This is a genomic window from Kitasatospora sp. LaBMicrA B282 (assembly GCF_050325825.1).
Classification (GTDB): Bacteria; Actinomycetota; Actinomycetes; order Streptomycetales; family Streptomycetaceae; genus Kitasatospora.
On record NZ_JBNQTI010000150.1, the window covers coordinates 1 to 23980 of the forward strand.

General features: G+C 73.3%; 21 protein-coding genes, 3 tRNA genes and 1 pseudogene. 13 read left to right on the forward strand and 12 right to left on the reverse strand.

Going from position 1 to position 23980, the window contains the following annotated elements:
- Positions 1–70: 70 nt before the first annotated feature.
- The gene (locus ACQRUO_RS30505) at positions 71–1075 is read right to left on the reverse strand and encodes a hypothetical protein (protein ID WP_428319347.1); all 1005 of its coding nucleotides are present in this window, start codon (positions 1073–1075) and stop codon (positions 71–73) included.
- Between the two features lie 164 nt (positions 1076–1239).
- Positions 1240–1983, reverse strand: coding sequence for a GNAT family N-acetyltransferase (locus tag ACQRUO_RS30510; protein ID WP_428319348.1), 744 nt, complete (start codon positions 1981–1983; stop codon positions 1240–1242).
- Between the two features lie 711 nt (positions 1984–2694).
- Here ACQRUO_RS30510 and ACQRUO_RS30515 point away from each other — a divergent pair.
- From ACQRUO_RS30515 to ACQRUO_RS30525, 3 genes are all read left to right on the forward strand, one after another.
- Positions 2695–3678 carry a PAC2 family protein gene (locus ACQRUO_RS30515; protein ID WP_428319349.1) on the forward strand — a complete coding sequence of 328 codons (984 nt, stop codon included), beginning with the start codon at positions 2695–2697 and terminating at the stop codon, positions 3676–3678.
- A 311-nt stretch (positions 3679–3989) separates the two neighbouring features.
- Entirely contained in the window at positions 3990–4838 is an 849-nt protein-coding gene (locus ACQRUO_RS30520) for an SGNH/GDSL hydrolase family protein (RefSeq protein WP_428319350.1), read from the forward strand.
- 98 nt (positions 4839–4936) lie between these two features.
- Positions 4937–6034: a hypothetical protein gene (locus ACQRUO_RS30525; protein ID WP_428319351.1), complete on the forward strand. Its 1098-nt coding sequence runs from the start codon at positions 4937–4939 to the stop codon at positions 6032–6034.
- Here ACQRUO_RS30525 and ACQRUO_RS30530 read toward each other — a convergent pair.
- Entirely contained in the window at positions 6028–7005 is a 978-nt protein-coding gene (locus tag ACQRUO_RS30530) for a helix-turn-helix domain-containing protein (protein WP_428319352.1), read from the reverse strand. The genes ACQRUO_RS30525 and ACQRUO_RS30530 overlap by 7 nt on opposite strands.
- Before the next feature lie 137 nt (positions 7006–7142).
- Here ACQRUO_RS30530 and ACQRUO_RS30535 point away from each other — a divergent pair, with 137 nt between their 5' ends.
- The gene (locus ACQRUO_RS30535; protein WP_428319353.1) at positions 7143–7466 is read left to right on the forward strand and encodes a hypothetical protein; all 324 of its coding nucleotides are present in this window, start codon (positions 7143–7145) and stop codon (positions 7464–7466) included.
- Positions 7463–7675, forward strand: coding sequence for a hypothetical protein (locus ACQRUO_RS30540; RefSeq protein ID WP_428319354.1), 213 nt, complete (start codon positions 7463–7465; stop codon positions 7673–7675). Before ACQRUO_RS30535 ends, ACQRUO_RS30540 begins: the two co-directional genes overlap by 4 nt.
- A gap of 73 nt (positions 7676–7748) precedes the next feature.
- Here the strand turns inward: ACQRUO_RS30540 and ACQRUO_RS30545 are convergent, their stop codons facing one another.
- A complete protein-coding gene (locus ACQRUO_RS30545) occupies positions 7749–8525 on the reverse strand; it encodes a hypothetical protein (protein WP_428319355.1) in 777 nt (258 codons plus the stop codon).
- A gap of 177 nt (positions 8526–8702) precedes the next feature.
- On the reverse strand, positions 8703–9443 hold the full coding sequence (locus ACQRUO_RS30550; RefSeq protein ID WP_428319356.1) for a helix-turn-helix domain-containing protein: 741 nt from the start codon (positions 9441–9443) through the stop codon (positions 8703–8705).
- 112 nt (positions 9444–9555) lie between these two features.
- Here ACQRUO_RS30550 and ACQRUO_RS30555 point away from each other — a divergent pair.
- Positions 9556–10632: pseudogene (locus ACQRUO_RS30555) on the forward strand (MFS transporter); the annotation flags it as partial.
- 41 nt (positions 10633–10673) lie between these two features.
- Here the strand turns inward: ACQRUO_RS30555 and ACQRUO_RS30560 are convergent.
- Positions 10674–12038, reverse strand: coding sequence for an MFS transporter (locus ACQRUO_RS30560; protein WP_428319357.1), 1365 nt, complete (start codon positions 12036–12038; stop codon positions 10674–10676).
- Positions 12035–12727: an ArsR/SmtB family transcription factor gene (locus ACQRUO_RS30565; protein ID WP_428319358.1), complete on the reverse strand. Its 693-nt coding sequence runs from the start codon at positions 12725–12727 to the stop codon at positions 12035–12037. The genes ACQRUO_RS30560 and ACQRUO_RS30565 overlap by 4 nt, the downstream gene beginning before the upstream one ends.
- 132 nt (positions 12728–12859) lie before the next feature.
- Between ACQRUO_RS30565 and ACQRUO_RS30570 the strand changes: the two genes are divergently transcribed.
- The 3 genes from ACQRUO_RS30570 to ACQRUO_RS30580 all read left to right on the forward strand — a co-directional run bounded on the left by ACQRUO_RS30570 (position 12860) and on the right by ACQRUO_RS30580 (position 17389).
- A complete protein-coding gene (locus ACQRUO_RS30570; protein ID WP_428319359.1) occupies positions 12860–14137 on the forward strand; it encodes a deoxyguanosinetriphosphate triphosphohydrolase in 1278 nt (425 codons plus the stop codon).
- Positions 14138–14186: 49 nt separating this feature from the next.
- Positions 14187–16091 (forward strand): DNA primase, encoded by a 1905-nt coding sequence (gene dnaG / locus ACQRUO_RS30575; protein WP_428319360.1) that lies wholly within the window; start codon positions 14187–14189, stop codon positions 16089–16091.
- A 155-nt stretch (positions 16092–16246) separates the two neighbouring features.
- Complete coding sequence (locus tag ACQRUO_RS30580; RefSeq protein WP_428319361.1) at positions 16247–17389, forward strand: RNA polymerase sigma factor; 1143 nt, start codon at positions 16247–16249, stop codon at positions 17387–17389.
- Positions 17390–17431: 42 nt separating this feature from the next.
- On the opposite strand, the gene ACQRUO_RS30585 is transcribed toward ACQRUO_RS30580, so the two are convergent.
- From ACQRUO_RS30585 to ACQRUO_RS30595, 3 genes are all read right to left on the reverse strand, one after another.
- On the reverse strand, positions 17432–18838 hold the full coding sequence (locus ACQRUO_RS30585) for a glutamate decarboxylase (RefSeq protein ID WP_428319362.1): 1407 nt from the start codon (positions 18836–18838) through the stop codon (positions 17432–17434).
- A gap of 41 nt (positions 18839–18879) precedes the next feature.
- Positions 18880–20307: an FGGY family carbohydrate kinase gene (locus ACQRUO_RS30590; RefSeq protein ID WP_428319363.1), complete on the reverse strand. Its 1428-nt coding sequence runs from the start codon at positions 20305–20307 to the stop codon at positions 18880–18882.
- Between the two features lie 94 nt (positions 20308–20401).
- Positions 20402–20695: a hypothetical protein gene (locus tag ACQRUO_RS30595; RefSeq protein WP_428319364.1), complete on the reverse strand. Its 294-nt coding sequence runs from the start codon at positions 20693–20695 to the stop codon at positions 20402–20404.
- 275 nt (positions 20696–20970) lie between these two features.
- On the opposite strand from ACQRUO_RS30595, the gene ACQRUO_RS30600 reads away from it, so the two are divergent.
- Both ACQRUO_RS30600 and ACQRUO_RS30605 read left to right on the forward strand, forming a co-directional pair.
- Positions 20971–21043, forward strand: a tRNA-Asn gene (locus ACQRUO_RS30600).
- A 48-nt stretch (positions 21044–21091) separates the two neighbouring features.
- Positions 21092–21164: transfer RNA gene (locus ACQRUO_RS30605), tRNA-Asn, on the forward strand.
- Positions 21165–21263: 99 nt separating this feature from the next.
- Here the strand turns inward: ACQRUO_RS30605 and ACQRUO_RS30610 are convergent.
- Both ACQRUO_RS30610 and ACQRUO_RS30615 read right to left on the reverse strand, forming a co-directional pair.
- Entirely contained in the window at positions 21264–22019 is a 756-nt protein-coding gene (locus ACQRUO_RS30610) for a trypsin-like serine peptidase (protein ID WP_428319365.1), read from the reverse strand.
- A 163-nt stretch (positions 22020–22182) separates the two neighbouring features.
- Positions 22183–23055 carry a trypsin-like serine peptidase gene (locus ACQRUO_RS30615; protein WP_428319366.1) on the reverse strand — a complete coding sequence of 291 codons (873 nt, stop codon included), beginning with the start codon at positions 23053–23055 and terminating at the stop codon, positions 22183–22185.
- Positions 23056–23319: 264 nt separating this feature from the next.
- On the opposite strand from ACQRUO_RS30615, the gene ACQRUO_RS30620 reads away from it, so the two are divergent.
- Positions 23320–23393: transfer RNA gene (locus ACQRUO_RS30620), tRNA-Ile, on the forward strand.
- Positions 23394–23587: 194 nt separating this feature from the next.
- Complete coding sequence (locus ACQRUO_RS30625) at positions 23588–23890, forward strand: hypothetical protein (RefSeq protein ID WP_428319367.1); 303 nt, start codon at positions 23588–23590, stop codon at positions 23888–23890.
- The last annotated feature ends 90 nt before the right edge of the window (positions 23891–23980 follow it).

A 23980-nucleotide genomic window follows, 5' to 3' on the forward strand; every position in this document is an offset into this window, starting at 1 on the left:
GTCGGCCCGCCCGCGGCGGCCCGGGCCGGCGAGGCCTGACCGGGGCGGGCCCGGCCAGGCCGACGGACCGTCACGACAGGCGCTGCTTGGTCCAGGTGAGCCGGTGGTAGGGCCCGTGCGGGCCGGTGGCCAGGAGCGTGCGCAGCTCGCGCAACACGGTCGCCGCATCGGTGCGCAACTGGTGCGGAGTGGCCCGGACCACCGGTAGCCGGGCGGCGGCGAGCCGGTTGCCGCGGGTCAGGGTCCGCTCGTAGTCGGCCGGGCGCAGGTGCCAGGCCCGTGAGTCGATCTCCAGGGCGACGCAGGCCTGCGGCCAGAAGGCGTCCGGGATCGCCAGATAGCGCCCGTCCAGCATCAGCACCGGGTTCCACAGTGGCTCGGGCAGGCCGCCGCGGCGGAACAGCTCGCGGGCCTCGCCCTCCGCGATCGAGTAGATCCCGCAGGTCAGCTCGTCCGCCACCTGCTGCACCCGGGGCAGCCCCGCGGCGGCCGTCGGGCCGGCCAGCAGCCGGCCGAGCAGGTCGGACCGCTCGCAGAACCGGCCCTGCACCGCCTCCGCGCACAGCGCGCGGAAGTGCCGCCCGCTGCCCAGGAAGGGTGCCACGTCGGCCAGTGCTCGGGCGATGCCGACGCTCCACAGGCCGTCGTCCCGTTCGAAGCCGGACGGCATGGCGCTGGCTCTGGCGGGGGCCCGGTGCACCCGGACGAAGTCCCGGCTGGCCACCCGCCGACCGGCCGGGATCAGCACGTCCACCACGTCGAGGTCGGCCGGGTGACCGGCGCTGGGCAGCCCGGCGTCGGCGAGCACGGCGAGGCCGGTCAGCAGCACGCCGCCCGGGCGCGGCCCCTCGCCCTTGGGGGCGGCGTAGCTCAGGGCGGCGCGCAGGCGCTGATGGGCGGTCAGTCGCCCGCTCTGCAGGCAGATCACCCGGGGCAGCACCTTCTGCCAGGGGCCGCCCGGACGCAGCCGGTGGGCGATGGTCCCGGACGGGACGCCGCGTTCGATCAGCTGGGCGCGGGTGACGATGTGCTGTTGGTCGGCGCCGAGCAGCCGCACGGAATCAAGGGGAGTCATGGCGGGGTCGTGCCCAGCAAGACCGTAAGTATGCGAAATATCCCCCGCAGGGGGTCAGTCCGCCTCGCGCGTTGACTCGTCCGGCGGGGCGTGTCGGACGGGGATGCGCCGGAGCCCGGCTCGAGCACTGCTCGGGCCGGGCTCCGGCACGCCTTCGGCCGCGCTCAGGCGGGGATCAGCGAGTCGGCGTGTCTGACGCACTCCTGGTCGAGTTCGCGGCCCATGCCGCGGTCGATCCGCCGCTCCGGCGCGCTCGGCGCGATCGCCGCGGCGATCCGCAGCTCGATGATGTCCCGCACGGCCGGCCACTCCTCGGCCAGGATCGAGTAGAACGCGGTGCTGCGCACCACGCCGTCCAGGCCCCGGCTGTGGGCCCGCCGCACCCCCTCCGAGGTGGCGCCGAGCCGCTCGATCGCGGCCCGCGAGCGCAGGTTGCGGGCGTCGGCGCGGAGCGAGATCCGCTGCACCCCCCAGGTCTCGAAGGCGTGCCGGAGCATCAGCAGCTTGGCCTCGGTGTTGATCCCGGTGCCCTGGGCGTGCGGGGAGAGCCAGGTGCGGCCGATCTCGGCGGCGTCCGGCACGGCGGTGGCCGGGTCGCCGACCGGCCCGGCGGGCAGCGGCGGCCAGACCACCGGGCCCTGCCAGTAGTCCAGTTCCAGGAACCGGGTCGAGCCGACGATCAGGCCGTCGCTCGCCCGCACGGTGGCGAAGGCCAGCGAGCGCCCGGCGGCCAGGTCGGCCTGCGCGGTGGCGATGAACGCGCGGGCGGCCTCCAGGCCCTGCGGGACGGCGGTGAAGGCGAACGACTGCGGGGCCACGGCGGCGGCCGCGGCCAGCCCTTCGGCGTGCTGCTCGGTGAGAGGCTCCAGCCGAACGGTGCGGCCGGTGAGGATGACAGGTGCTGGCACGGAACCTTCGGTCCTTCGGCGGTCGGAGGGGCCCTCCCGCCCGGGGTAACGGGCGTTCGGGAGAGGACAGGTCGCCCCGGCCGGGGTGTTCCACCGCTCCCCGGGTACGCCGGAACTCGGCCGTACGGCAGGGGAGGGGCGGCCCTGGAACGGGCAGCGCGGTGCCGGGGCGGTCAACGGTTCCCATGGACCGGTCCGGCGGGGAAGTGCGGGGGGACAGTGTGCGTCCGCGAGATGGCCGAAGAAGGAAGGAGAGCGCGAAGGGAAGCAGGCGGCCAGGTGAAGGCAAGGTGATAATCGAGTGACTGACCGCACACGGCCCGGGCCGTGGCCCACGGCGTGACAGACGACGTGGCGACGGCGCGATGATGTGCGGCAGCGAGAGGACGATACCCGGCTTGGCCCCGTGCGTCACTTCGCGGCACGCGGGTCGCCGTCGGGCGTGTCACGGCGAACTCCGCCGCACCCCCGGCCGGCATCTCGGCCGGGCCTGCCGCAGCTCGCCCCCGCCACCCGGTCCACTGCGCTGACCTGCGGCGATGTCAGAATGGTCGGCGAGCTCCCGAGCCGCTGTCAAGGGCTGGGGTGAGAAGATTTTCCGCGGACACCGGCGAGCCGGGAATGTCGGTGCGTCGCGGCACGCTGGTGGTGGTGCCGGGCCGGAGCGGCCGGACAGGTTTGGACCGACGACGAGAAACGGTTGGGTGCGCGGTGCGGGATCCCGAGGCGCTGTACGAGCTTGATCCGCAGGGCATGGCCGCGGTGGCGGCTGCGAACGCCGCCATCACCTCCACGGCGACCGCCGCGGTCGCCGGCGACGTGCCCGTCACGGCCGCGAGCGGCCTGGTCCTGCTCTACCACTTCGAGGGCTTCATGGACGCCGGCGAGGCCGGCGGCCAGGTGATGGCCCACCTGCTGGCCGAGGGCAGCCCCCAGGTGGTGGCCCGCTTCGACCACGACCGCCTGGTGGACTACCGGGCCCGTCGCCCCGCCATGACCTTCGACCGGGAGAGCTGGGTCTCCTACGAGCCGCCGGAGATCCTGCTCCAGCTGGTCCACGACGCGACCGGCACCCCGCTGCTGGTGCTCACCGGCCCGGAGCCGGACGTGGAGTGGGAGTGCTTCGCGGCCGCCGTCGGCTCGCTGGTGGAGCGGCTCGGCGTCCGCCTCGCGGTGGACTTCCACGGCATCCCGATGGGCGTGCCGCACACCCGCCCGGTCGGGCTCACCCCGCACGGCAACCGGCTCGACCTGGCCGCCGGCTACCCGCAGTGGTTCGAGAAGGCGCAGGTGCCGGGCAGCGCGCAGGCGCTGGTCGAGTACCGGCTCGCCGAGGCCGGCCACGACGTGCTGGGCTTCGCCGTCCACGTGCCGCACTACGTGGCCCGTTCGGCCTACCCGGCCGCCGCGGTGCTGATCCTGGAGGCCGTCCAGTCCGCCACCGGCCTGGTGCTGCCCGGTCACGCGCTGCGCGAGCGGGTCGGCGAGGTCTACGCCGACATCGAGGAGCAGCTCTCCCGCGGCGACGACGAGCTGCGCACGGCGATCCGCGGCATGGAGGGCCAGTACGACGCGGTGGCCGGGGCCGAGAGCCGGGAGAGCCTGCTGGCCGAGAGCACCGAACTGCCCTCGGCCGAGGAGCTGGGCCGGCAGTTCGAGGCGTTCCTGGCCGAACACGAGCGCGGGGCGGAGTAGCCGCACGGTACCGTGGTGCGGGGGTGGGGCGGATGCGCGCACGGATGGTGCGGTTCGGCCGGGTGACCGGTGCGGCGGGGCTGGCGGCGCTGTTGGCGCTGGTCGGCTGCTCGTCGGCGGGCAGCGGCGCGCACGCGAAGGGGGGCTCGACGGCGCCCCGGAACGACGCGGCCACGGGGGTGGCGGCGCTGCCGAGTGCGGGAGCTCCGAGTCCTGCGGCAACCTCGAGTCCTGCGGCTTCGAGTGCGGCATCCTCGTCCCCTGCGCCACCCTCGTCCGCTGCGGCCCCGAGCTCCCCGGCGCCGACCCCGGTGACCGCGAGCCCCACCGGCGGGCCCTACGTGGCCCTCGGCGACTCCTACACCGCCGGCCTGAAGCTCGACCCGCCCGGCGGCGGCCCCAAGGGCTGCGGCCGGTCCACGGCCAACTACCCCTCGCTGGTGGCGGCCCGGCTGGACCTGGCGCCCGACCGGTTCACCGACGTGTCCTGCGCCAGCGCCACCACCGCCGACCTGACCTCGGCCCAGCAGGTCTCCGGCGGCCCCAACCCGCCGCAGCTGGACGCCCTCACGCCGGACACCCGGCTGGTCACCGTGGGCATCGGCGGCAACGACGCGCAGTTCAGCAACGTGCTGGAACAGTGCATCGAGGACGGGCTGAAGAACGACATGAAGAAGTGGGTCGACCCGGCCAAGGCCTCGGCGGCGCCCTGCCAGGCCGCCTACACCGCCCCGGACGGCAGCTCGAAGCTGGACGCCCTGCTCGGCACCGTCGGGCAGCGGCTGTCGGCGGTGCTGGCCGAGGTAGGCCGGCGGGCGCCCGCCGCCAAGGTCTACGTGGTCGGCTACCCCGCGCTGCTGCCCGTCGACCCGGCCGACTGCACCCACACCCTCGGCCAGGCGATGGCCCCCGGTGACGTGACCTTCCTGGACACCGAGGAGCAGCACCTCAACGCCGAGCTGCGGCAACAGGCCCAGGCGGCCGGCGCGGTCTACGTGGACACCTACACCCCCTCGGTCGGACACGACATGTGCGCGGGGAAGTCCAACCGCTGGATCGAGCCGCCGCTACCGTCGGCCGGCCGGGCCCCGGTGCACCCGAACGCGGCCGGTCAGCAGGGCATGGCGGCGGCGGTGCTGGCCAGCGTCGGGCGCGGCTGACCCCCGCCGGTTCCCCGAAGGTCACCCGGCTGTCGCACCGATGTACTAGCGTGCCCTGCGGCGCCGCACCGCGCGGCGCAGGAGGGGGTTCACCGAACATGAAGTCTCTTGTGACTGCCGCTCGTTGGGGGACCGCGGCACTCGCCGCCGGGGCGCTGCTGGCGACCCTGGGCGGGGCCGGCACGGCGGGCGCGGCCGCGCCCGTCTCCGGCACGGCGGGCTCCGTCGGCCTGGTCGTGAACTCGCCGGTGCCGGTGGTCAGCCCGGACGGCACGACGGCCTACGTGGTGGGGACCGACGGGAGCAACACCGTGACCGTCCAGGCCGTCGACACCCAGGGCGACACGGTCACCCGCCAACTCGGCCTCGGCGCCTCCGACACCAGCCGGAGCTACCCGGCGCTCAGCGCGGACGGCACCCGGCTCTACGTGCTCAACGGGCAGCGGCTCAGCGTGGTCGACACCGCCTCGCTGACCTTGCTGGCCGCGGTCACGCTGCCCGACCAGCCCCGCCCCACCGGCTGGACCCCGGGCCCCACCGAGGGCCTGGTGCTCAGCTCCGACGGCAGCACCGTCTACGTCGCCCAGAACGGCCCCGAGACCTACCGCCAGTACGGCCAGGGCCGGGTGCTGGAGTTCAACACCGCGCAGCGGGCCTTCACCACCACCGTGCAACTGTCCGCGACCAACCTGGACGGGCTGGCGCTCCGGCCGAACGGCCACGACCTGTACGTCAGCGGCGACAACACCGTGATCCACCTCAACACGGCCGGCAGCGCACCCGCGGTGGTCGGCACCATCAAGAACGCCCCCGCCGCCGGCTTCGACTACCTGGCCTTCTCCCCGGACGGCAGCAAGCTCTTCGCGGTCAGCGGCAACCTCACCAGCACGGCGGGCGTGATCGACCCCACCACCGACACGGTGACCGGCACCTTCACCCTGACCTCCGCCAACGCCCAGCTGGACGACCCGCAGGTCAGCCCCGACGGCAGCGTCCTCTACGTGACGGAGAACGACTTCACCAACGGCGGCTCGGTCCTCGCCGTCGACACCACCACCGGAGCCGCCCTGCCGAACGACACGGTCTCCTCCAACGAGGACTGGCTGTACGGCATGGCCGTGGGCCCCGACAACCACACGGTGTACCTGACCGGCACCACCAACAACAACCCGGTGCTGGAGATCGACAACTACTGAGCAAGGCCCGGGCGGCGGGCCCGGGGCAGGTGGACGCGCTTCCGGGGGCGGAGCGGGTGCGGTGGGCGTGGCGGCTCCAGTGGGCTGAGGGGCCCCGGCGCCTCGATGGTGGTCTCTGCGGCGCCGAGATCCCGCTTGAGGCGTCGGATCAAGGCGGCAGACTCGGCCTGGGGAAGCGCAAGGGCACGGCAATGCTCGAAGAGGTCCACGAACCTGCGGTGCAGGCCAGGGTCCAGGAAATGCCCCCGGGCAAGGCTCTCCGAGTAGATCCGGCGCTGTCCGGTCGGCATCTCCAGGATGATCATGCTGTTCAGCAGCTGGCCCGCTCCCTCGCCGCTGCCGAACGGCACGACCTGGATCAGCACCCTCGGGTGCTCCATCATCCGCAGCAGGTGTTCGAGCTCCTCCCGCATGATGTCGAGGGAACCCACGGGCCGCCGGAGGCAGGCCTCCTCGATCAGGCTCACCAGGAGCGGGGCGTCGCTCCTGGCGAGCAGGGCTTGCCGGTCGAGCCGTTCCTGGGTCCGTCTGGCGATCTCCTCTGCCGTCTCGGAGGGATTGTGGGCCCGGAACAAGGCGCGCATGTAGTTCTCGGTCTGCAGGAGTCCTGAGACCCGGCCGGCCTGGAAGTCGTGGATCCGGACCGCCTGGCTCTCGGCCCTGAGGTACTCGAAGAAGTCCCAGTCGGGATGCGGCAGTGACAGGTACGGCGACACCAACTCATAGGCCGTTGCCAGGCGGCCGTCACTCCCGATGGCCCTGTCCAGCATGACCGCCCACTCAAGGGTGGGCTGGTCCCGGCCGCTCTCCAGGTGGCTGATGGTCGACGGGTGTGCGGTGACCCTGTCCGCAACCTGGGCCTGAGTGAGACCGGCGTCCTCGCGGAGTCCCTTGAGCAGGCTGCCCCAGGTCCTCGGTCCGTTGACGTTCGAACCGGCTGGGCCGTACTGAACCTGCTTGCGAGTGGCCATGATCGCCTCCAAATACGGCCCGCGAGTGTCAAGCGCAACTGCTTGTAACCGGAATATCACGCCCCGACACTGAATGCGTCCGGAACCGGTGAATCCCCCGCTCCGCGACTCCCCGTCCATCCCGCAGGAGTCCCGTCATGCCCACCTCCCCCCAGTCCACCGTGCACACCAACGCCCTCCCCGAGTGCCGCTGTCCCGCCGACTGTGGTGGCCGCCCCGAGATCGGCAAGCGCCTCGGGCCCGCGTACCCGACCGTCGACCCGACCGGCCTCCGGCCGCCCGCCACCCCCTACCGCCCGGCCGCTCCGCGCGAGTTGGTCTACGACGCGCTCAACCGGCGGCTCGGCATCCTGATGGAGGACCTCGGGTCCACCGTCTTCCTGCGCCCCGAGCGCGGCGGGGTCGAGTGGCAGACCGACGCGTGCTGGCTGCAGCGGCCCACCGCCGGACGCATCGCGTGAACCGCCCGCACCGCCGGGCGGCCGCCGCCCTGGCCGAGCTGTCCGCCGCCCTGGAGGGCGCGGGGTTGCCCGTCGAACCGCTCGACGACGGGTGGCTGGTCACCGAGCACGGCGAACTCCTGGTCCGGGTCCGCCCGCTGCATCCGATCGAGATCCGTCTGCTGGCCCGAGCGATCCGGCCGCGCCCGGTCGACGATGGAACTCCGTGACGGTGGGCGACTGTCATGGCTCCATTGGGCGTGCCTCGGACGTCGACTCGCCCGACTTTCCCGGTGGACAAGGTCAGACGCCGGCACCGACTGCTGCCGGAGGGCTCGCGTTCTTGGCATTATCGACCGAAGTCGAGAAGTTACGCCGTGCACCGGGGATAGCCGCCCAAAGCTGCTCCAGCTCAACGCCGGCGAGGTTCTGGTGGCAGCACGGGCAGGAGTCGACCGTGGCGGGGTCCACGCGGTACGGGCCGACGGTGATCTTGCGGGCCTCGGCTTCACGGTGCTCCCGGTCTGTAGCGTGCTGCCGAATTGCTGTCCCGAGGCGGTTCAGCTCCTGCTTTCTTTTCTGTGCTCGGCATGTTTCGAGGCCCAGTCTCGACCAGACCAGTTCCGATGGATCGTACGTGGATTTGCTGGCATTATTGACCAATTTAATCACTTTGGACAGGTCGGCTTTAATGGCTGCGTCGGCGCGATAGCCACTTTCAAATGCCTCTCTGATCTCACCTGCTGTTGGTGGCCGGTAGTTTCTGTAGTCGACGGCCCATCCCAGTGGGGGTGCCAGGGCGGTCAGCTGGTCGACCAGCCATGATTCCTCGGCTGACAGCTTGAGGCTTGCGCCTGCGGGTCTATCGGTGCCCTTGTAGTAATAGCAGATGATCATCCCTGGCATGTCGCGGGCAGCACGCCGGACGTTTGATGTGTCACTGGAGGTGATGCGTGCACGGTTGTAAACACGCGTCGCAAGACCCTTCCAGGTCATCCAGACTGGATATGGCTCAGTGGTTCGTGCTTTGGCTAGAGTCGAGATGATCTTTTGCTGAACTGGACCGTAACTCTTCGTCATGTCTGCATGTTAGTGCTATGCATCTTGGGGTCGTGGTATCCCCGCTATGTGCTCGCATGGTGTTGTGATCGATTTTCCGTCGGCCGCGGCCGGCCCGTCTTCATAACCTTCTGATATTCGGACTACGGGTGAGGGGGTCGGCGAAAGAACCTGCACGGGAGCCGGACCTCCCGCCCCTCAGTCCGCCCGCTCCCGTTGGTAGCGCCCCGGGGTGGTGCCGAAGGCGAGGCGGAAGGCCTCGATGAAGGCGCTCGGGGAGCGGTAGCCGGCGGCGGCCGCCACCGCGGTGACCGAGCGGCCGTCGGCGAGTAGGGCGAGGGCGTGGTGGAGGCGGAGTTGGGCGCGCCACTGGGGGAAGCTCAGGCCGGTCTCGCGGCGGAACAGCCGGGACAGGGTGCGCTCGGCGGCGCCGACCGCGGTGCCGAGCTGGGCCAGGGTGCGCGGGTCGGCGGGGTCGGCCAGCAGCAGCTCGGCGAGGTCGCGCAGCCGCGGGTCGCGCGGGGTGGGCAGGCCCAGCGGCAGTTCGGGCGCCTCGCGCAGCTGCTCCAGCGCGGCCTGTTCGAGCAGGGCGCTGCGGCTGGCGCCCGGCCCGGTCAGGGTGGCGATCAGTTCGCGCAGCAGCGGGGAGACGGCGAGCACGGCGGGCCGCTGCAGGCCCAGTGGGTTCAGCTCGGCGGCGAAGGTCAGGCAGCGCAACTCGCTCGGCCCGTGTGCCTGGTGGGCGTGCTCGGTGCCGGCCGGCAGCCAGACCGCGCGGTGCGGCGGGACCACCCAGCTGCCCGCGGGGGTGAAGACCCGCAGCACGCCCCGGCCGGGGGCGGCCAACTGGTGGACGCTGTGGAAGTGCCACTCGACCCGCTCGCCGTGGGCCAGCGACTGCCGGGTGGGACCGGTGTCATCGTGGCGGGTTGGCGACATATCTTGGCAGAGTAGCGGAAGCCGACACCCAGGCCGAGCGGTCAGGCTGGACGGCATGGACCGAGTGGACCGATCGGCCGGCCGGGAGCCGGCGAGTACCGCGTGGCGGCGGATGCGCCTGTGGGGCGTGGCGCACGCCGTCGACGACCTCTACCAGGGCCTGGTGCCCTCCGTCGTCCCCTACTTCGTGCTCGACCGCGGCTACGACTACGTCGCCGCCAGCGGCCTCACGCTGGCCGCCACCCTGGGCAGCGCGATCCCGCAGCCGTTCGTCGGCCTGGCGGTGGACCGCTTCCCGCTCGGCCGACTGGCGCCCGCGGGGGTGGCGCTGGCCGGGGTGGGCGTCGGGCTGTCCGGGCTGGTGCGGCCGTATCCGCTGGTCTGGCTGCTGGTGCTGCTCTCCGGCCTCGGGGTGGCGATGTTCCACCCGGCGGCCGGCAAGGCGGCCCGCGAGGCGGCCGGGGACAGTGCCGGGGCGATGAGCATCTTCGCGGCCGGCGGCAGCGTCGGGTTCTTCCTGGCGCCGGTGCTGGCCACCCCGGCGCTGGTGGCCTGGGGCGTCGGGGCGACCGCGCTCTTCCTGCCGCCCGCGCTGCTGATGGCCTTCGTGCTGCTGCGCTCGGCCGCCCGCCGGCCCCGGGTGGCGGCGGTGGGCCCGTTGCGGGCCGGCACCGACCGGTGGCGGCTGTTCGCGGTGCTGACCGGGGTGGAGGTGGTCCGCTCGGTGGTGTTCTTCGGGCTGAGCACCTTCATCGAGCTCTACTGGCTGCGGCACCTGCACGCCTCGCACCTGGTCGGGGGCGCCGCGCTGGTCTGCTTCCAGGCCGGCGGGGTGCTCGGGACGCTGGGCGGCGGCCGGATCGCGGACCGGATCGGGCTGGTCCGCACCGTGCGGCTGGGCACCGCGCTGATCGTGCCGACGGCGCTGGCGATGCGGTTGACGCCGGGTCAGTACCCACCGCTGCTCTTCGCGTTGCTGGCCGGTGCGGCGCTGAACGTGCCGTTCGCGGTGCTGGTGAAGCTGGGGCAGGACTACCTGCCCAACCGCCCGGGCACGGCCGCCGGGGTCACCCTGGGGCTGGCGGTGAGCGTCGGCGGGCTGGCCGCCCCGCTCTTCGGGCTGATCGCGCAGCACCACGGTCCGCAGGGGGTGCTCTCGGTGCTCTGGGCGCTGCCGCTGCTGGGGGTCGGGCTCGGGTTCCTGCTGCGCGAGCCGGGTGCGCCGGCGGGTCAGGCCGCCGCGGCCCGCACGATGGAGCCGGTCGGCAGGTCGCGGTGGTGGCGCAGCGGGGAGAACCAGAGCAGCAGGGCCGCGAGCGGCAGCCCGGCGCAGCCCAGCCACATCGCCGGCAGCACGCCGAGCCGGCCGGCCAGCGAGCCGCCGAGCAGCGCGCCGAGCGGCATCAGGCCGTAGTTGAGGAAGGCGCCGGCGGCGGAGGTGCGACCGAGCAGTTCGACCGGGACGTAGGACTGGGTGAAGGTGGCGCGCAGCACGTTGCCCGCCACCACGCCGCCGGACACCGCGAGCCCACCGATCAGGTAGCAGAGCACGCCCGCGCCGCGGCCGGTCAACGGGATCAGCAACACCAGGCTGGGCAGGCCGAGTTGGCAGAGCAGCACGGCGCGGGCGGTGCCGATCGCGGCGCCGAGCCGGCGGGCGGTCAGCGCGCCGAGCACCCCGCCGAGGCTGGCCGCGCCGATCAGCGTGCCCAGGGCGCTCTCCGGCAGGTGGACGTGGTCCAGCAGGAAGACCACCTGGATCGACTGGTAGGCGGTCAGCGCCAGGTTGGCGGCGGCGCCGTACAGCAGGAAGGGCCGCAGCCAGCGGTCCCCGAGCACCAGGCGCAGCCCCTCGCCCACCTCGCCGAGCAGGTGCCGGCGGCGGGCGGCCGGCTTGGGGCGGGCTTCGCGCTGCCGGATCGAGGAGGTGCAGAGCAGCGAGACCAGGAAGGTCGCGGTGTTCGCCAGCAGGCTGTTCACCGGGCCGAAGGCCTGTGCCAGGGTGCCGCCGGTGCCGAGGCCGACGATCTGCGCGGCCGAGGCGCTGCCCTGGAGCTTGGCGTTGCCTTCGGCGCGGTCGGCCGCGCTGACCAGGCTGGGCAGGTAGGCGGTGTAGGCGGTCTGGAAGAAGACGGTGGCGGCGCCGGCGCACAGCGCGACGGCCAGCAGCTGCGGGTAGTCGAGCAGGCCCAGCACCGCGGCCACCGGGACGGTCAGGTAGAGCAGCAGCGAGGTGGCGGCCGCGGCCAGCATCACCGGGCGGCGGCGCAGCCGGTCCACCCAGGCGCCCACCGGCAGGCCGATCAGCAGCCAGGGCAGCCAGCTCGCGGCGGTCAGCGCGCTGACCTGGAAGGCGCTCGCGTGCAGCCGGGTGACGGCGATCAGGGGTAACGCGAGGCCGGTCACCGAGGAGCCGTACTTGCCGGCCACCTCGCCGGCGAAGAGCAGTCGGAAGTCGCGGTGGCGGCGCAGCAGGCCGGGGCGGCGCGCGGCGGCGGTGGTGTGGTCGGTGGGGTCGGAGATGTCGGCAAGGTCGGCAACGTCGGCGAGATCGGTGGGGTCGGTGGGGGAGCGGCGGGCGGGGGCGGCGGTCATCGGGACTCCTCGGGGGTGGCGGGGTGTTCGGGGGCGAGCATCGGCAGCAGCTGGAACTGGATCAGCACGGGCTCCGCCTCCGGCGGCACCGGGGCTCCGGGCGCCGGTACGTGGCGCTTGATCAACTCCAGCATCTCGGCGCCCAGCGCCCGGAGTTGGTCGGGGGTCAGCCGCACGTCGCCCCAGTCGGACATGTTCCCGGCGCCCACCCAGTCGCCCCTCGGCGGCACCGACACGGCGCGGGCCAGGCGCTGGTAGGTCCGGTCCAGGTAGTGGTGCCGGTAGACGGTCAGGGCGGCGCTCGTCTCCGGATCCGTGCTCAGCTCCCGGGTGTTGAGGACCAGGGTGCGGTCCTTGCGACGCCACCAGCGCTCCCGCCTGGTGCCGCGGCCCTCCTCCTCCTCGATGTAGCCGTGCTCGGCGAGGTGGCGCAGGTGCCAGCTGACGGTGCCGGTGTTCTCGCCGAGGCGGTCGGCCAGCTTGGCCGAGGTGCTCGGGCCCTCGTCGGAGAGCAGGTCGAGGATCCGCATCCGCAGCGGGTGGGCGAGGGCCCGCAGGCTGCGCGGGTCGACGGTGCGGCTCGCCGGCTCGGCCGCGGAGGTCGCGGGGGTCTCGGAGGTCACGGAGGCCGCGGGGGTCTCGGAGGTCTCGGGAGCCTGGGGGTTCTCCGGGGGCTGCTCGTTGCTCATGGCGGCGACTCTATCTTGCAGAGAGTTCTCTGCATAGGGATATCTGCAGAGAGTTCTCTGCATTTTCGCCGGCTCGGCCGGGCTCGCGCGCTGCCCCCGATTCGTCACCCTGGCGGCGTACGGTGGCAGCTGATGAGCGAGGACCGATACGACGAGCACGCCCAGACCCGCTGGGTCCCCGAACCCGACAAGCGCCCCGGCCGCACCGCCTTCCAGCGCGACCGCGCCCGGCTGCTGCACTCCGCCGCACTGCGCCGACTGGCCGGCACCACCCAGGTGGTCGCCCCCATGCGCAGCGACTTCCCCCGCACCCGGCTCACCCACTCGCTCGAATGCGCCCAGGTCGGCCGCGAGCTCGGCGCCGCGCTGGGCTGCGACCCCGACCTGGTGGAGACCGCCTGCCTGGCCCACGACATCGGCCACCCGCCGTTCGGCCACACCGGCGAGCAGGCCCTCGACCAGGCCGCCGAGGCCTGCGGCGGCTTCGAGGGCAACGCCCAGTCGCTGCGCATCCTCACCCGGCTGGAGCCCAAGCGCTTCGCGCCGCGCGAGGAGGAGCCGGCCCGGCTGGCCCCCTGGCCGGGCCGCAGCGTCGGCCTCAACCTGACCCGGGCCGCGCTGGACGCCGCCACCAAGTACCCCTGGCCCCGCGGCGGCCACCCGAGCGACCCGGCCTCTCCCAAGTTCGGCGTCTACGGCGACGACCTGCCGGTCTTCCGCTGGCTGCGGCAGGGCGCCCCGCAGGGCCGCCGGTGCTTCGAGGCGACGGTGATGGACTGGTCCGATGACGTGGCCTACTCCACCCACGACGTCGAGGACGGCCTGTACGCGGGCCACATCGACCCGGCCGCGCTGCGCAGCCCGGACGAGCGCGCCGAACTGTTCAAGGTGGCCGAGCGGTACGCGCCCGGCGCCGAGCCGGAGGAGTTGGGCGCGGCGCTGGACCGGCTGCAGGCCCAGGAGTGGTGGCCGAGCGGCTACGACGGCTCGCCGCGTGACCGGGCCGGCCTGAAGGACCTGACCAGCCAGCTGATCGGCCGCTTCTGCCTGGCCGCCGAACAGGCCACCCGGGCCCGCTACGGCCCCGGGCGGCTGACCCGGTACGCGGCCGAGCTGGTGGTCCCGCACGAGGTCCGGGTGGAGTGCGCGGTGCTCAAGGCGGTCGCGGTCCGCTACGTGATGCAGCGCGACGAGCAGGCCCAGCTGCGGGCCCGCCAGCGGATCGTGATCGCCGAACTGGCCGAGCTGCTGGCGGCCGGCGACCCGGCCGAGCTGGACCCGGTCTTCGCCGCCCAGCACGCCGAGGCCACCGACGACCGCGGCGCGCTGCGCGCGGTGATCGACCAGATCGCCAGCCTGACCGACGCCTCCGCCCTGGCCCTGCACGCCCGCCTGACCGGACGGCCGTGACGGCGGCCACCGACGGGGGTGACCGCCCGGTCCCAAGTACACTTGCGCGGTGGCCGGGCGGATCAGGGACGAAGACGTGCAGGCGGTGCGCAGCGCACTGCCCATCGACGTGGTGGTCGGCGACTACGTACAGCTCACCAATGGTGGCGGCGGCCAGCTGAAGGGCGTCTGCCCCTTCCACGACGAGAAGTCCGCCTCCTTCTACGTCAGCCCGAGCAAGGGTCTCTTCCACTGCTTCGGCTGCCAGGAGAGCGGCGACACGATCTCCTTCCTGATGAAGATCGAGCACTTCTCGTTCGCCGAGGCCGTGGAGCGGATGGCCGCCCAGGCCAACATCACGCTCCGTTACGAGGAGGGCGGCTACTCCTCCCGCGGCCAGCAGGGCGAGCGGACCCGGCTGGTCGAGGCGCACAAGGTGGCCGCCGCCTGGTACCGCGAGCAGCTGGACTCGCCCGAGGCCGAGATCGGGCGCAGCTTCCTCGCCGAGCGCGGCTTCGACGCGGAGGCGGCGGCCCGGTTCGGGGTCGGCTACGCCCCGGCGGGCTGGGAGCACCTGGTCCGCTACCTGCGCGGCAAGGGGTTCACCGACAAGGAGATCCTGCTGGGTGGGCTGGCCTCGCAGGGCCAGCGCGGCGGCCTGATCGATCGCTTCCGCGGGCGGCTGGTCTGGCCGATCCGCGACGTGGCCGGCGAGGTGGTCGGCTTCGGCGCCCGCCGGCTGCGCGAGGACGACAACGGGCCCAAGTACCTGAACACGCCCGAGACCCCGATCTACAAGAAGTCGCACGTCCTCTACGGCATCGACCTGGCCAAGAAGGAGATCGCCAAGACCGGGCGGGCCGTGGTGGTCGAGGGCTACACCGACGTGATGGCCTGTCACCTCGCCGGCGTCACCACGGCGGTGGCCACCTGTGGCACCGCCTTCGCCGAGGATCACATCAAGATCATCCGCCGGCTGCTGATGGACACCTCCGCCTACCGCGGCGAGACCGTCTTCACCTTCGACGGCGACGCGGCCGGCCAGAAGGCCGCGCTGCGCGCCTTCGAGGACGACCAGAAGTTCGCCGCCCGCACCTCGATCGCGATCACCCCCGGCGGCATGGACCCGTGCGAACTGCGGCTGGCCCAGGGCGAGGAGGCGGTGCGCGAGCTGATCGCCAACCCGGTGCCGCTCTTCGAGTTCGCGCTGCGCACCACGGTGGCCCGGCACCGGGTGGACGCGGCCGAGGGCCGGGCGGCCGCGCTGGAGGAGGCGGCGCCGATCGTCGCCAAGATCAAGGACCCGTCGATCCGGCACGAGTACGCGGTCCAGCTGGCCGGCCTGCTGGGCATCCTGGACGAGCAGTTCGTGGTCCGCCGGATCGGCCAGATCTCCCGCTGGCAGCGCGAGGCCCCGGCCGGCGCCCGCACCGACCGGCTGCGCCGCGGCGAGCCGCAGCCGGCCCCCGCCGCGCCGCGCCCGAGCTTCCGCTTCGACGCCTCGGACCCGGTGCAGTTCGTCGAGCGCGAGCTGCTCAAGCTCGCCCTGCAGCACCCGGAACTGGTCAGCCCGGCCTTCGACCAGTACGGCGAGGACGAGTTCACCACCCCGCCCTACGCCGCCGTGCGCCGCGCCGTCGGCAAGGCCGGCGGTACCACGTACGGCACCGCCGTGCCGAACTACCTCGACCTGGTCCAGGAGGCCGCCGAGAACGGCCAGGTCCGGTCGTTGGTCACCGAGTTGACGGTCGAGCCGATCCGCACCCGGCGCAAGCCGGACGCGATCTACGCCGGTGAGTTCCTGGTCAAGCTGCGCCGGGCCGCCGTGCAGCGCCGGATCGACGAGGTCCGGGCCCACCTGCAGCGCCTGGGCAGCCGGGCCGAGGCGGACCGGCTGGCCCCGGTGCAGCAGGAGCTGTGGGCGCTGCAGCAGTACGACTCCAACCTCAAGTCGCGCGGTGCGTCCGCCCTCTGACCTCCCGTCCCGTCCGTGCCGCGGCCCTGGCGCTGCTCGACGCCACTGACGGAAACTCAGCGCACGGCTCTCGGCTGCGGAGTGTGGCGTACCCCACACTGAAGGGGTCCCAATCCGTTTCTTTCCGGGCGCCCGCGCCCGTGGAGGTGGGCCGCTTGGAGATCGTCAGAGCGGGCGAGCAGGAGGCACCCTTCGCCACGCTGCCGGAGCCGCGCCGCGCGGCGGACCGCGATGCCGAGGGGCCTGACCTGGAGGAGCCGGATCCCGCCGGGCCCGATCCCGCCGAGGGGCCCGACCCCGCCGAGGCAGAGGCCCGGGCCGCGGCCGAGCCCGACCCCGCCGAGCTCGACGCCGAGCCCGACCTGGTGCTGCTGGACGAGCCGGCCGGCCCGGCCGCCGACCTGTTCCGCCAGTACCTGCGCGAGATCGGCCGGATCCGCCTGCTCACCGCGGCCGAGGAGGTCGAGCTGGCCCGGCAGGTCGAGGCCGGCCTGTTCGCCGAGGAGCACCTCGCCCGGCACGGCCTGCCGCCCGACCGGCTGGCCGACGAGCTGGACCGGCTGGTGGTGCTCGGCCGGATCGCCAAGCGCCGGCTGATCGAGGCCAACCTGCGCCTGGTGGTCTCGGTCGCCAAGCGCTTCGTCGGCCGCGGGCTGACCATGCTGGACCTGGTCCAGGAGGGCAACCTCGGGCTGATCCGGGCGGTCGAGAAGTTCGACTACACCCGCGGCTACAAGTTCTCCACCTACGCGACCTGGTGGATCCGGCAGGCGATGAGCCGCGCGCTGGCCGACCAGGCCCGCACCATCCGGGTGCCGGTGCACGTGGTCGAGCTGATCAACCGGGTGCTGCGGGTGCAGCGCAAGATGCTCCAGGAGCAGGGCAGCGCGCCCACCGCCGCCGAGGTGGGGTCGGCGCTGGAGCTGACCGAGGCCCGGGTGCGCGAGGTGCTGCGGCTGGCCCAGGAGCCGGTCTCGCTGCACGCCCCGATCGGCGAGGAGGAGGACGTGGCGCTCGGTGACCTGATCGAGGACACGGACGCCGCCTCACCGGTGGAGAGCGCCGCCTTCCTGCTGCTGCGCGAGCACCTGGACGCGGTGCTGGCCACCCTCGGCGAGCGCGAGCGCAAGGTGGTCGAGCTGCGCTACGGGCTCACGGACGGCCGCCCGCGGACCCTGGAGGAGATCGGCGCCCTCTTCGGGGTGACCCGGGAGCGGATCCGCCAGATCGAGGCCAAGACCCTCACCAAGCTGCGCGGCCACGCCTTCGCCGACCAACTGCGCGGCTACCTGGACTAGCGCCCGCCCCCGCAGCCAGCGGGGGCGGGCGCCGGCTGCGCCTCAGTGGTGGAAGGCGCTGGCGGGCTCGATCCCGCGGTCCTGCAACGGGCCGGACTGGCGCTGCAGTTCGGGCAGCAGCCGGGTCAGGTCGGCGAGCAGCAGTTCGGCCAGGTCGATGGTGAACCCGTTGCGGCAGACCACCCGCAGCACCGACAGGTCGGTGCGGTTCTCCGGGAAGGTGTAGGCCGGCACCTGCCAGCCCCGCTCGCGCAGCCGCCGGGAGACGTCGAAGGCGTCGAAGGCGGTCACCTCGTCGGTCACCGTGAAGGCGAAGACCGGCAGCTGGTCGCCCCGGGTGAGCAGCCGGAACGGGCCCAGCCTCGCGATCCCGGTGGCCAGGTGGCGGGCCACGTGGCGGCAGGACTGCTGCACCGCGCGGTAGCCCTCGCGGCCCAGCCGCAGGAACTGGTAATACTGCGCGACCACTTCGGCGCCCGGCCGGGAGAAGTTGAGCGCGAAGGTGGGCATGTCGCCGCCCAGGTAGTTGACCTTGAAGACCAGCTCCTCGGGCAGCGCCTCGTGGTCCCGCCACAGCGCCCAGCCGACGCCCGGGTAGACCAGGCCGTACTTGTGGCCCGAGGTGTTGATCGAGGCCACCCGGGGCAGCCGGAAGTCCCAGACCAGGTCGGGGTCGAGGAACGGCGCCACCATCGCGCCGGAGGCGCCGTCGACGTGCACCGGGATGTCCAGTCCGGTGCGCTGCTGCACGTCGTCCAGCGCCGCGCAGATCTCCGCGACCGGCTCGTAGGACCCGTCGAAGGTGGAGCCCAGCACGGCCACCACGCCGATGGTGTTCTCGTCGCAGAGCGCCAGCGCCGAGGCGGCGTCCAGGTGGAACCGCTCGCCCTCCATCGGCGCGAGCCGGCACTCCACCTCCCAGAAGTTGGCGAACTTCTCCCAGCAGACCTGGACGTTGGCGCCCATCACCAGGTTGGGGCGGGCGCCGGCGGCGTAGCGTTCCTGGTTGCGGCGCATCCAGCGGCGCTTGAGGGCCAGGCCGGCCAGCATGCAGGCCTCGCTGGACCCGGTGGTGGAGCAGCCGACCGCCTGGTCCGGGTCCGGGGCGTGCCACAGGTCGGCCAGGATCGCCACGCAGCGCCGCTCCAGCTCGGCGGTCTGCGGGTACTCGTCCTTGTCGATCATGTTCTTGTCGGCGCACTCGGCCATCAGGCGGTCGGCCTCGGGCTCCATCTGCGTGGTCACGAAGGTGGCCAGGTTGAGCTTGGCGTTGCCGTCCAGCATCAGCTCGTCGTGGATCAGCTGGTAGGCGATCCGCGGCGGCAACGGCGCGTGGTGCAGCCGGTGCTTGGGCGGCGCCATCCGCATGGCCCCTATCGGATCGGCCTCGCCCAGCAGGGCGTTGACGGTCAGTCGGTGGTCCGCGCTAGAGCCGCTGTGCAGCGCCATTCCTCAGCACCCTCCGGTCTCGAGAAGCCGTGCTGCTCACGCTAGGCGATCTCGGGGTGGGTCTGGTCGCGGACCACGCCGTACTGGTGGCGGACCGCCGCCCCGAAGGGCTGGTCCGGGTCGGGTTCGAGGGTCTGCACGTCGGGGAGCTCCCAGTGCGGCGGTTCGGGCGTGCCGGCCAGGGCCCAGGCGGCCTGCCGGGCCGCGCCGCGCGCCGCGTGGTCGCCGGGCGGCGGTATCACCACCGGGATGCCGAAGATCAGCGGCGCGATCTCGCGCACCGCGGCCAGCCGCCCGACCCGGCCCAGCAGCACCACCCGATCGACCGTCACCCCGCGGGCGCGCAGCGCGTCCAGGGCGTCGGCGATGTTGCAGAGCATGCCCTCCACGGCGGCCCGGGCCAGGTGCTCGGGCGTCATCGACTCGGCCCGCAGCCCGGTCAGGGTGCCGGCCGCGTTCGGCAGCCGGGGCGTGCGCTCGCCCTCCAGGTAGGGCAGCAGCACCATGCCGTAGGCGCCGGGGGAGGAGCGCAGCGCCAGTTCGCTCAGGCCCTCCAGGTCCCGGCCGAGCAGGTTGGCGGTGGAGTGCAGCACCTGGGCGGCGTTGAGCGTGCCGATCATCGGCAGGTGCCGCCCGGTGGCGTCGGCGAACGAGGAGACGGTCCCCTTGGGATCGACCACCGGCTGGTCGTGCACCGCGAAGATGGTGCCGAAGGCGCCGAGCGAGACCACCGCGTCGCCCGGCACCAGGCCGAGGCCGAGCGCGGCGGCCATGTTGTCGCCGGTGCCGGCCGAGATCAGCAGGCCCTCGGGGGTGTGCCCGGCCGGCTCGTTCGGCCCGAGCACCTCGGGCAGTCGGAGCAGTTCGTGGCCGAGCGCCAGCTTGACCAGGTCCTGCCGGTACTCGCCGGTGATCGGCGACCAGTACCCGGTGCCGGAGGCGTCGCCGCGGTCGGTGGTGCGCCGCTGCGGGTGGCCGAGCAGCTGCCAGACCAGCCAGTCGTGCGGCAGCAGCACCTCGGCGATCCGGCGCGCGTTGGCCGGCTCGAACTCGGCCAGCCAGCGCAGCTTGGCGATGGTGTAGGTGGCGGCCGGCACCGCGCCGATCGCCTCGGTCCAGGCGGCCGGGCCGCCGAGCGCGTCGACCAGCGCGGCCGCGGCGCCGGAGGAGCGCGGGTCGGTCCACAGCAGGGCCGGCCGGACCAGCACCCCGCCCGCGTCCAGCCCGATCATGCTGTGCTGCTGGGCGGAGACCCCGATCGCCCGCACCCCCTCCAGCAGCCCGCCGGTGGCGGCGTCGCCCAGCGAGTGCAGCCAGGACTGCGGGTCCGCCTCGGTGGCCCGCGCCTGCGAGGCCTCGGAGGCCGGGTGCGGGGCCTTGCCCGCGCGCAGCACGGCTCCGGTGTCCGCGTCACACGCGACGATCCGGGTGCGGAGGGTCGAGCTGTCGATGCCCGCGACGATGGCCATGGTAGAGATCATGCCGCAGCGAGGGCCGCGCGCTCAGCCGCCCGGCGCAAGTGTTGCCCACTCGGTACCGCGCACCGGCTTCCCGGCCCGCGGCTCAGGGGCGCACCGTACCCCAACTGTCGTCCTCGGCCCGGCGCCGGCCGCGGGACGGGAGGTGCTCGGAGAGCGCCGGCGGCAGCTTGTCGCCGACCTTCCCGGTGACCGCGTCCACCGCGCGCCCGGCGGCCGAACCGGCCGAGTCCTTGGCCCGCCGGGTGGCGTCCTGCACCATCGGGTGCTCGGCGACCTTCCGCGCGACGGTCGCGATCTGCTCATAGCGCTGCCGGCCGGCCTTGGCCCCCAGGACGTAGCCGGCCGCGGCCCCCACGACGAACGACAGCTTCCACATCTTCGGCCTCCACCCTCATCACGCGGCGCTTGCCGCGTTGCCCTACCCGTCCCGCCCCGCGGCGAACCGCCCGGCGCGTGCCCCCAGCATCCCCGGCCGGAGCACGCCCGGCTCGCCGGGCGCGCCGACCGGGGCAGTGACCGCGCACGGCCGGGGCCGGTGAGCCGCCCCGGGGGCCGGTCGCCGGGAAAGCGATTGGCGGACCACCCCCCTGGATGCGCTAATGTATGTCCCGCAGCAAGCGCCCGACAGTGCGCGTGCCGCAAACCACTCAATCCCGCATAGCTCAATTGGCAGAGCAGCCGACTGTTAATCGGCAGGTTATTGGTTCGAGTCCAATTGCGGGAGCTCAAGTGCCGTTCTCCGGGCCTGGCCTGGTGGTACTTGGCCGCGCGATCCCCCATAGCTCAATTGGCAGAGCAGCCGACTGTTAATCGGCAGGTTATTGGTTCGAGTCCAATTGGGGGAGCTGCACCGAGCGCCCTCCGGCCCCGCCGGAGGGCGCTCTGCGTTGCCCTGCCGCTCTCGCGTTGCGCTGCCGCCCGCGCGTTGCGTCGCAGCTCGCGGCTCAGGCGGTCGCCTGCCGGTAGAGCGACGAGACCCGGTCGTCGAAGCTGACGCTGTACGAGATGTCGGGGGTGTCCCCGCCCTGCTGGTAGCCGCCGATCACGCCGACCACCGAGCCGTCCGGGGTGAGCCAGGGGCTGCCGCTGGTGCCGTCCGAGAAGCCGCCGCAGTCGAAGCGCTCCTGGGTCGAGCTCTGCGCCGTGGTCGTGGTGGAGCAGGTGATCGGCTCCTCGTGGTCGTACGGGTAGCCGGTGATCGTCACCGCCAGGCCGAAGCCGCGGTTCACCCCGATCGGGTTGCCGCCGACCACGTCCTCGATCTGCCGGCCGGCGGCCGGCCCGACCGTGAGGAAGGCCACGTCGTACTCCGGGTCGGCGTTGTCGCTCCAGCGCGGGTCGACCACCACCTTGTCGACGGTCCACTCGCCGAGCGGGGTGCCGCCGTCGCGGTAGCCGGGGGCGAAGACCAGGCCGGTCACCGGGGTGCCGCCGGCGTCGGTGACGCAGTGCGCGGCGGTGACCAGCAGGTCGTGGCCCGGGCTGTCCACCACGCTGGCGGTGCAGGAGCGGGTGGCCCCCTGGTCGAGCAGCAGCACGCCGACCCGGTCGGAGTGGGTGTCCGCCGGGGCGGGGGCGGCGTTCTGCAGCGGCGGCGGGTGCTCGCCCGACAGTGCCGGGGTGCAGCCGACCGGGCCCAGCGCCCCGGCCAGCGCCACGGTGAGCGCGAGCGCGCCGCGCGACCGCCCGCGTCCGGCCATCAGGCGCACCTCCCGGTCAGCTCCGGAGCACGGTCGCGCCGGACGTCGACCCCAAGATCTACCAGGCCGCACGGCCCCGACGCCAGGCCCGGTGCCGCTCGGCCCGGCCCGGCCGACCCGGTGCCCCCCCCGAGCGGCGGGTCCGGTGTCCCGCGGGCTCCGGTCAGCCGGTGGCGCGGTCGTAGAGCCGCTGCACGGCGTCGCCGAAGTAGCTGGTGTAGGAGGTGTCGGGGGTGTCCCCGCCCTGCTGGTAGCCGCCGATCACGCCGACCACCGTGCCGGTCCTGGTCTTCGGGTCGAGGTCGGTCACCCACGGGCTGCCGCTGGTGCCGCCGGTGTACTCCGGGCAGTCGATCCGCAGCTGGGTCTGGCTCTGCTGGGAGGTGGTGTTCACGCAGGTGATGGGCACGTCCGCGCTGCTCGGGTAGCCGGTCAGCTTCACCGGCAGCTGGTAGCCCATGTCGACGCCCAGCTTGTTGGCGCCGAGCACCTGCTGCACCTGCCGGCCGTTCTGCGGCTGCACCACGGCGAAGGCGACGTCCATGTCCGGGTTGCCGTCCTCCGCCCAGCTCTGGTCCACGGTGATCGCGGCCAGCGGCCAGACCCCGTTCGGGGCGTCCCCGCCGCGGTAGCCGGGGACGAAGACCAGGTCCGAGCGCTGGCCGATGCCGGGGTCGTAGACGCAGTGCGCGGCCGTCACGATCAGGTTCTGCCCGGCGCTGTCCACCACGCTCGCGGTGCAGAAGTGGTCCCCGGAGGCGTCGTTGGTGAAGACCGCGCCGACCAGCGCGTTGATCGGGGTGGGGGCGGCGGTCCTGGTCTTGCCCTTGTGCTTGTCGAAGGCGCCCAGGAAGCGGTGCCGGCTCCACCCGGAGCCGCCCGGGAGGTGTCCGGCGGCGGACTCGGCGGTGCCGGGCGGCGGCGTCAGGAAGAGCGCGCTGCCGCCGTCCTGGCCCTCCGTGGTGGCGCAGCCGACCGTGCCGAGCGGGAGGACCAGCGCGGCCGCCAGACCGAGCGCCACCTTACGGGCCGTCATGCCTACCTCCGCAGCTTCCTCGGCAGCCTGGCCCTCGCCGGCCGGCCACCCCGGTGTCACCCGGGCGGCAGCGGCGCGCCACCTGGCAGCCTACGGCGCCGGGGCCGCCTGCCGGCGGCATGACCGGGCCCGGGAGCGCATCCGTGCTGCGCCCCCGGCGCGCACCACGGCTGATCGACCGGATATGCTGCCCGAGGCGGCCCTGCGGGGCCGTCTGTGCTGCGATGGAGGGCCACGGTGGTGGTCGTTCCGACGCGGTGAGTCGGGGCGGTAGCTCAGCCGGTTAGAGCAGGGGACTCATAATCCCTGGGTCGTGGGTTCGAGTCCCACCCGCCCTACCTACGCGTTGCGGGTCTGCCGCGCTGCGGGTCTCACCAGGGAGAACCTTAGGGGACACCGGGCGGAGCGAACCGCCGGCCACGCCGATGTTCACCCGTCCGGCAGCCGTATTCACCCCCGGGATTGACCGGACGTCAACCACGGCAAGTGTCAGTATGCGTCCGAACGGTGACCCTGTGCCACGGTCTGGGGCATGAAGCGCACATCTCTCACCCTGCTCCTCGCCGCCACCTCGCTGCTGGGCCTGGCCGCGGTGCCCGCCCAGGCCAACACCGGGCAGGCGGTGATCTTCTCCGTCGACTACCAGCCGCTGGACGTCCGGAACAACCCGACCGGCTGCCAGGGCCTGCCGACCACGGCCCACGTGCTGAACAACCAGACCGACGGCCCGCTCTACCTCTACGGCAACCCGTGGTGCGTCGGCCCCGCCATCGCGCTGGCCCCGGGCACCGGCGCCCACGTGCCGGCCGGGATCGGCAGCTTCAGCGACCACTGACTCGACCGTCGCGCGGCGTCCGCTCAGCTCATCCGGTCGGCGAGCAGCTCGTCTCTGGCGGCGAGCACGGCGGCGCCGAGGCGGCGGTCG

Bases quoted from the DNA above. Each gene is read 5' to 3' on its own strand.
- ACQRUO_RS30505 (WP_428319347.1), bottom strand. From the start codon at position 1,075: ATGACTCCCCTTGATTCCGTGCGGCTGCTCGGCGCCGACCAACAGCAC.
- ACQRUO_RS30525 (WP_428319351.1), top strand. From the start codon at position 4,937: ATGAAGTCTCTTGTGACTGCCGCTCGTTGGGGGACCGCGGCACTCGCC.
- ACQRUO_RS30530 (WP_428319352.1), bottom strand. From the start codon at position 7,005: ATGGCCACTCGCAAGCAGGTTCAGTACGGCCCAGCCGGTTCGAACGTC.
- ACQRUO_RS30535 (WP_428319353.1), top strand. From the start codon at position 7,143: ATGCCCACCTCCCCCCAGTCCACCGTGCACACCAACGCCCTCCCCGAG.
- ACQRUO_RS30545 (WP_428319355.1), bottom strand. From the start codon at position 8,525: ATGACGAAGAGTTACGGTCCAGTTCAGCAAAAGATCATCTCGACTCTA.
- ACQRUO_RS30550 (WP_428319356.1), bottom strand. From the start codon at position 9,443: ATGTCGCCAACCCGCCACGATGACACCGGTCCCACCCGGCAGTCGCTG.
- ACQRUO_RS30560 (WP_428319357.1), bottom strand. From the start codon at position 12,038: ATGACCGCCGCCCCCGCCCGCCGCTCCCCCACCGACCCCACCGATCTC.
- ACQRUO_RS30565 (WP_428319358.1), bottom strand. From the start codon at position 12,727: ATGAGCAACGAGCAGCCCCCGGAGAACCCCCAGGCTCCCGAGACCTCC.
- ACQRUO_RS30570 (WP_428319359.1), top strand. From the start codon at position 12,860: ATGAGCGAGGACCGATACGACGAGCACGCCCAGACCCGCTGGGTCCCC.
- ACQRUO_RS30585 (WP_428319362.1), bottom strand. From the start codon at position 18,838: ATGGCGCTGCACAGCGGCTCTAGCGCGGACCACCGACTGACCGTCAAC.
- ACQRUO_RS30590 (WP_428319363.1), bottom strand. From the start codon at position 20,307: ATGGCCATCGTCGCGGGCATCGACAGCTCGACCCTCCGCACCCGGATC.
- ACQRUO_RS30595 (WP_428319364.1), bottom strand. From the start codon at position 20,695: ATGTGGAAGCTGTCGTTCGTCGTGGGGGCCGCGGCCGGCTACGTCCTG.
- ACQRUO_RS30610 (WP_428319365.1), bottom strand. From the start codon at position 22,019: ATGGCCGGACGCGGGCGGTCGCGCGGCGCGCTCGCGCTCACCGTGGCG.
- ACQRUO_RS30615 (WP_428319366.1), bottom strand. From the start codon at position 23,055: ATGACGGCCCGTAAGGTGGCGCTCGGTCTGGCGGCCGCGCTGGTCCTC.
- ACQRUO_RS30625 (WP_428319367.1), top strand. From the start codon at position 23,588: ATGAAGCGCACATCTCTCACCCTGCTCCTCGCCGCCACCTCGCTGCTG.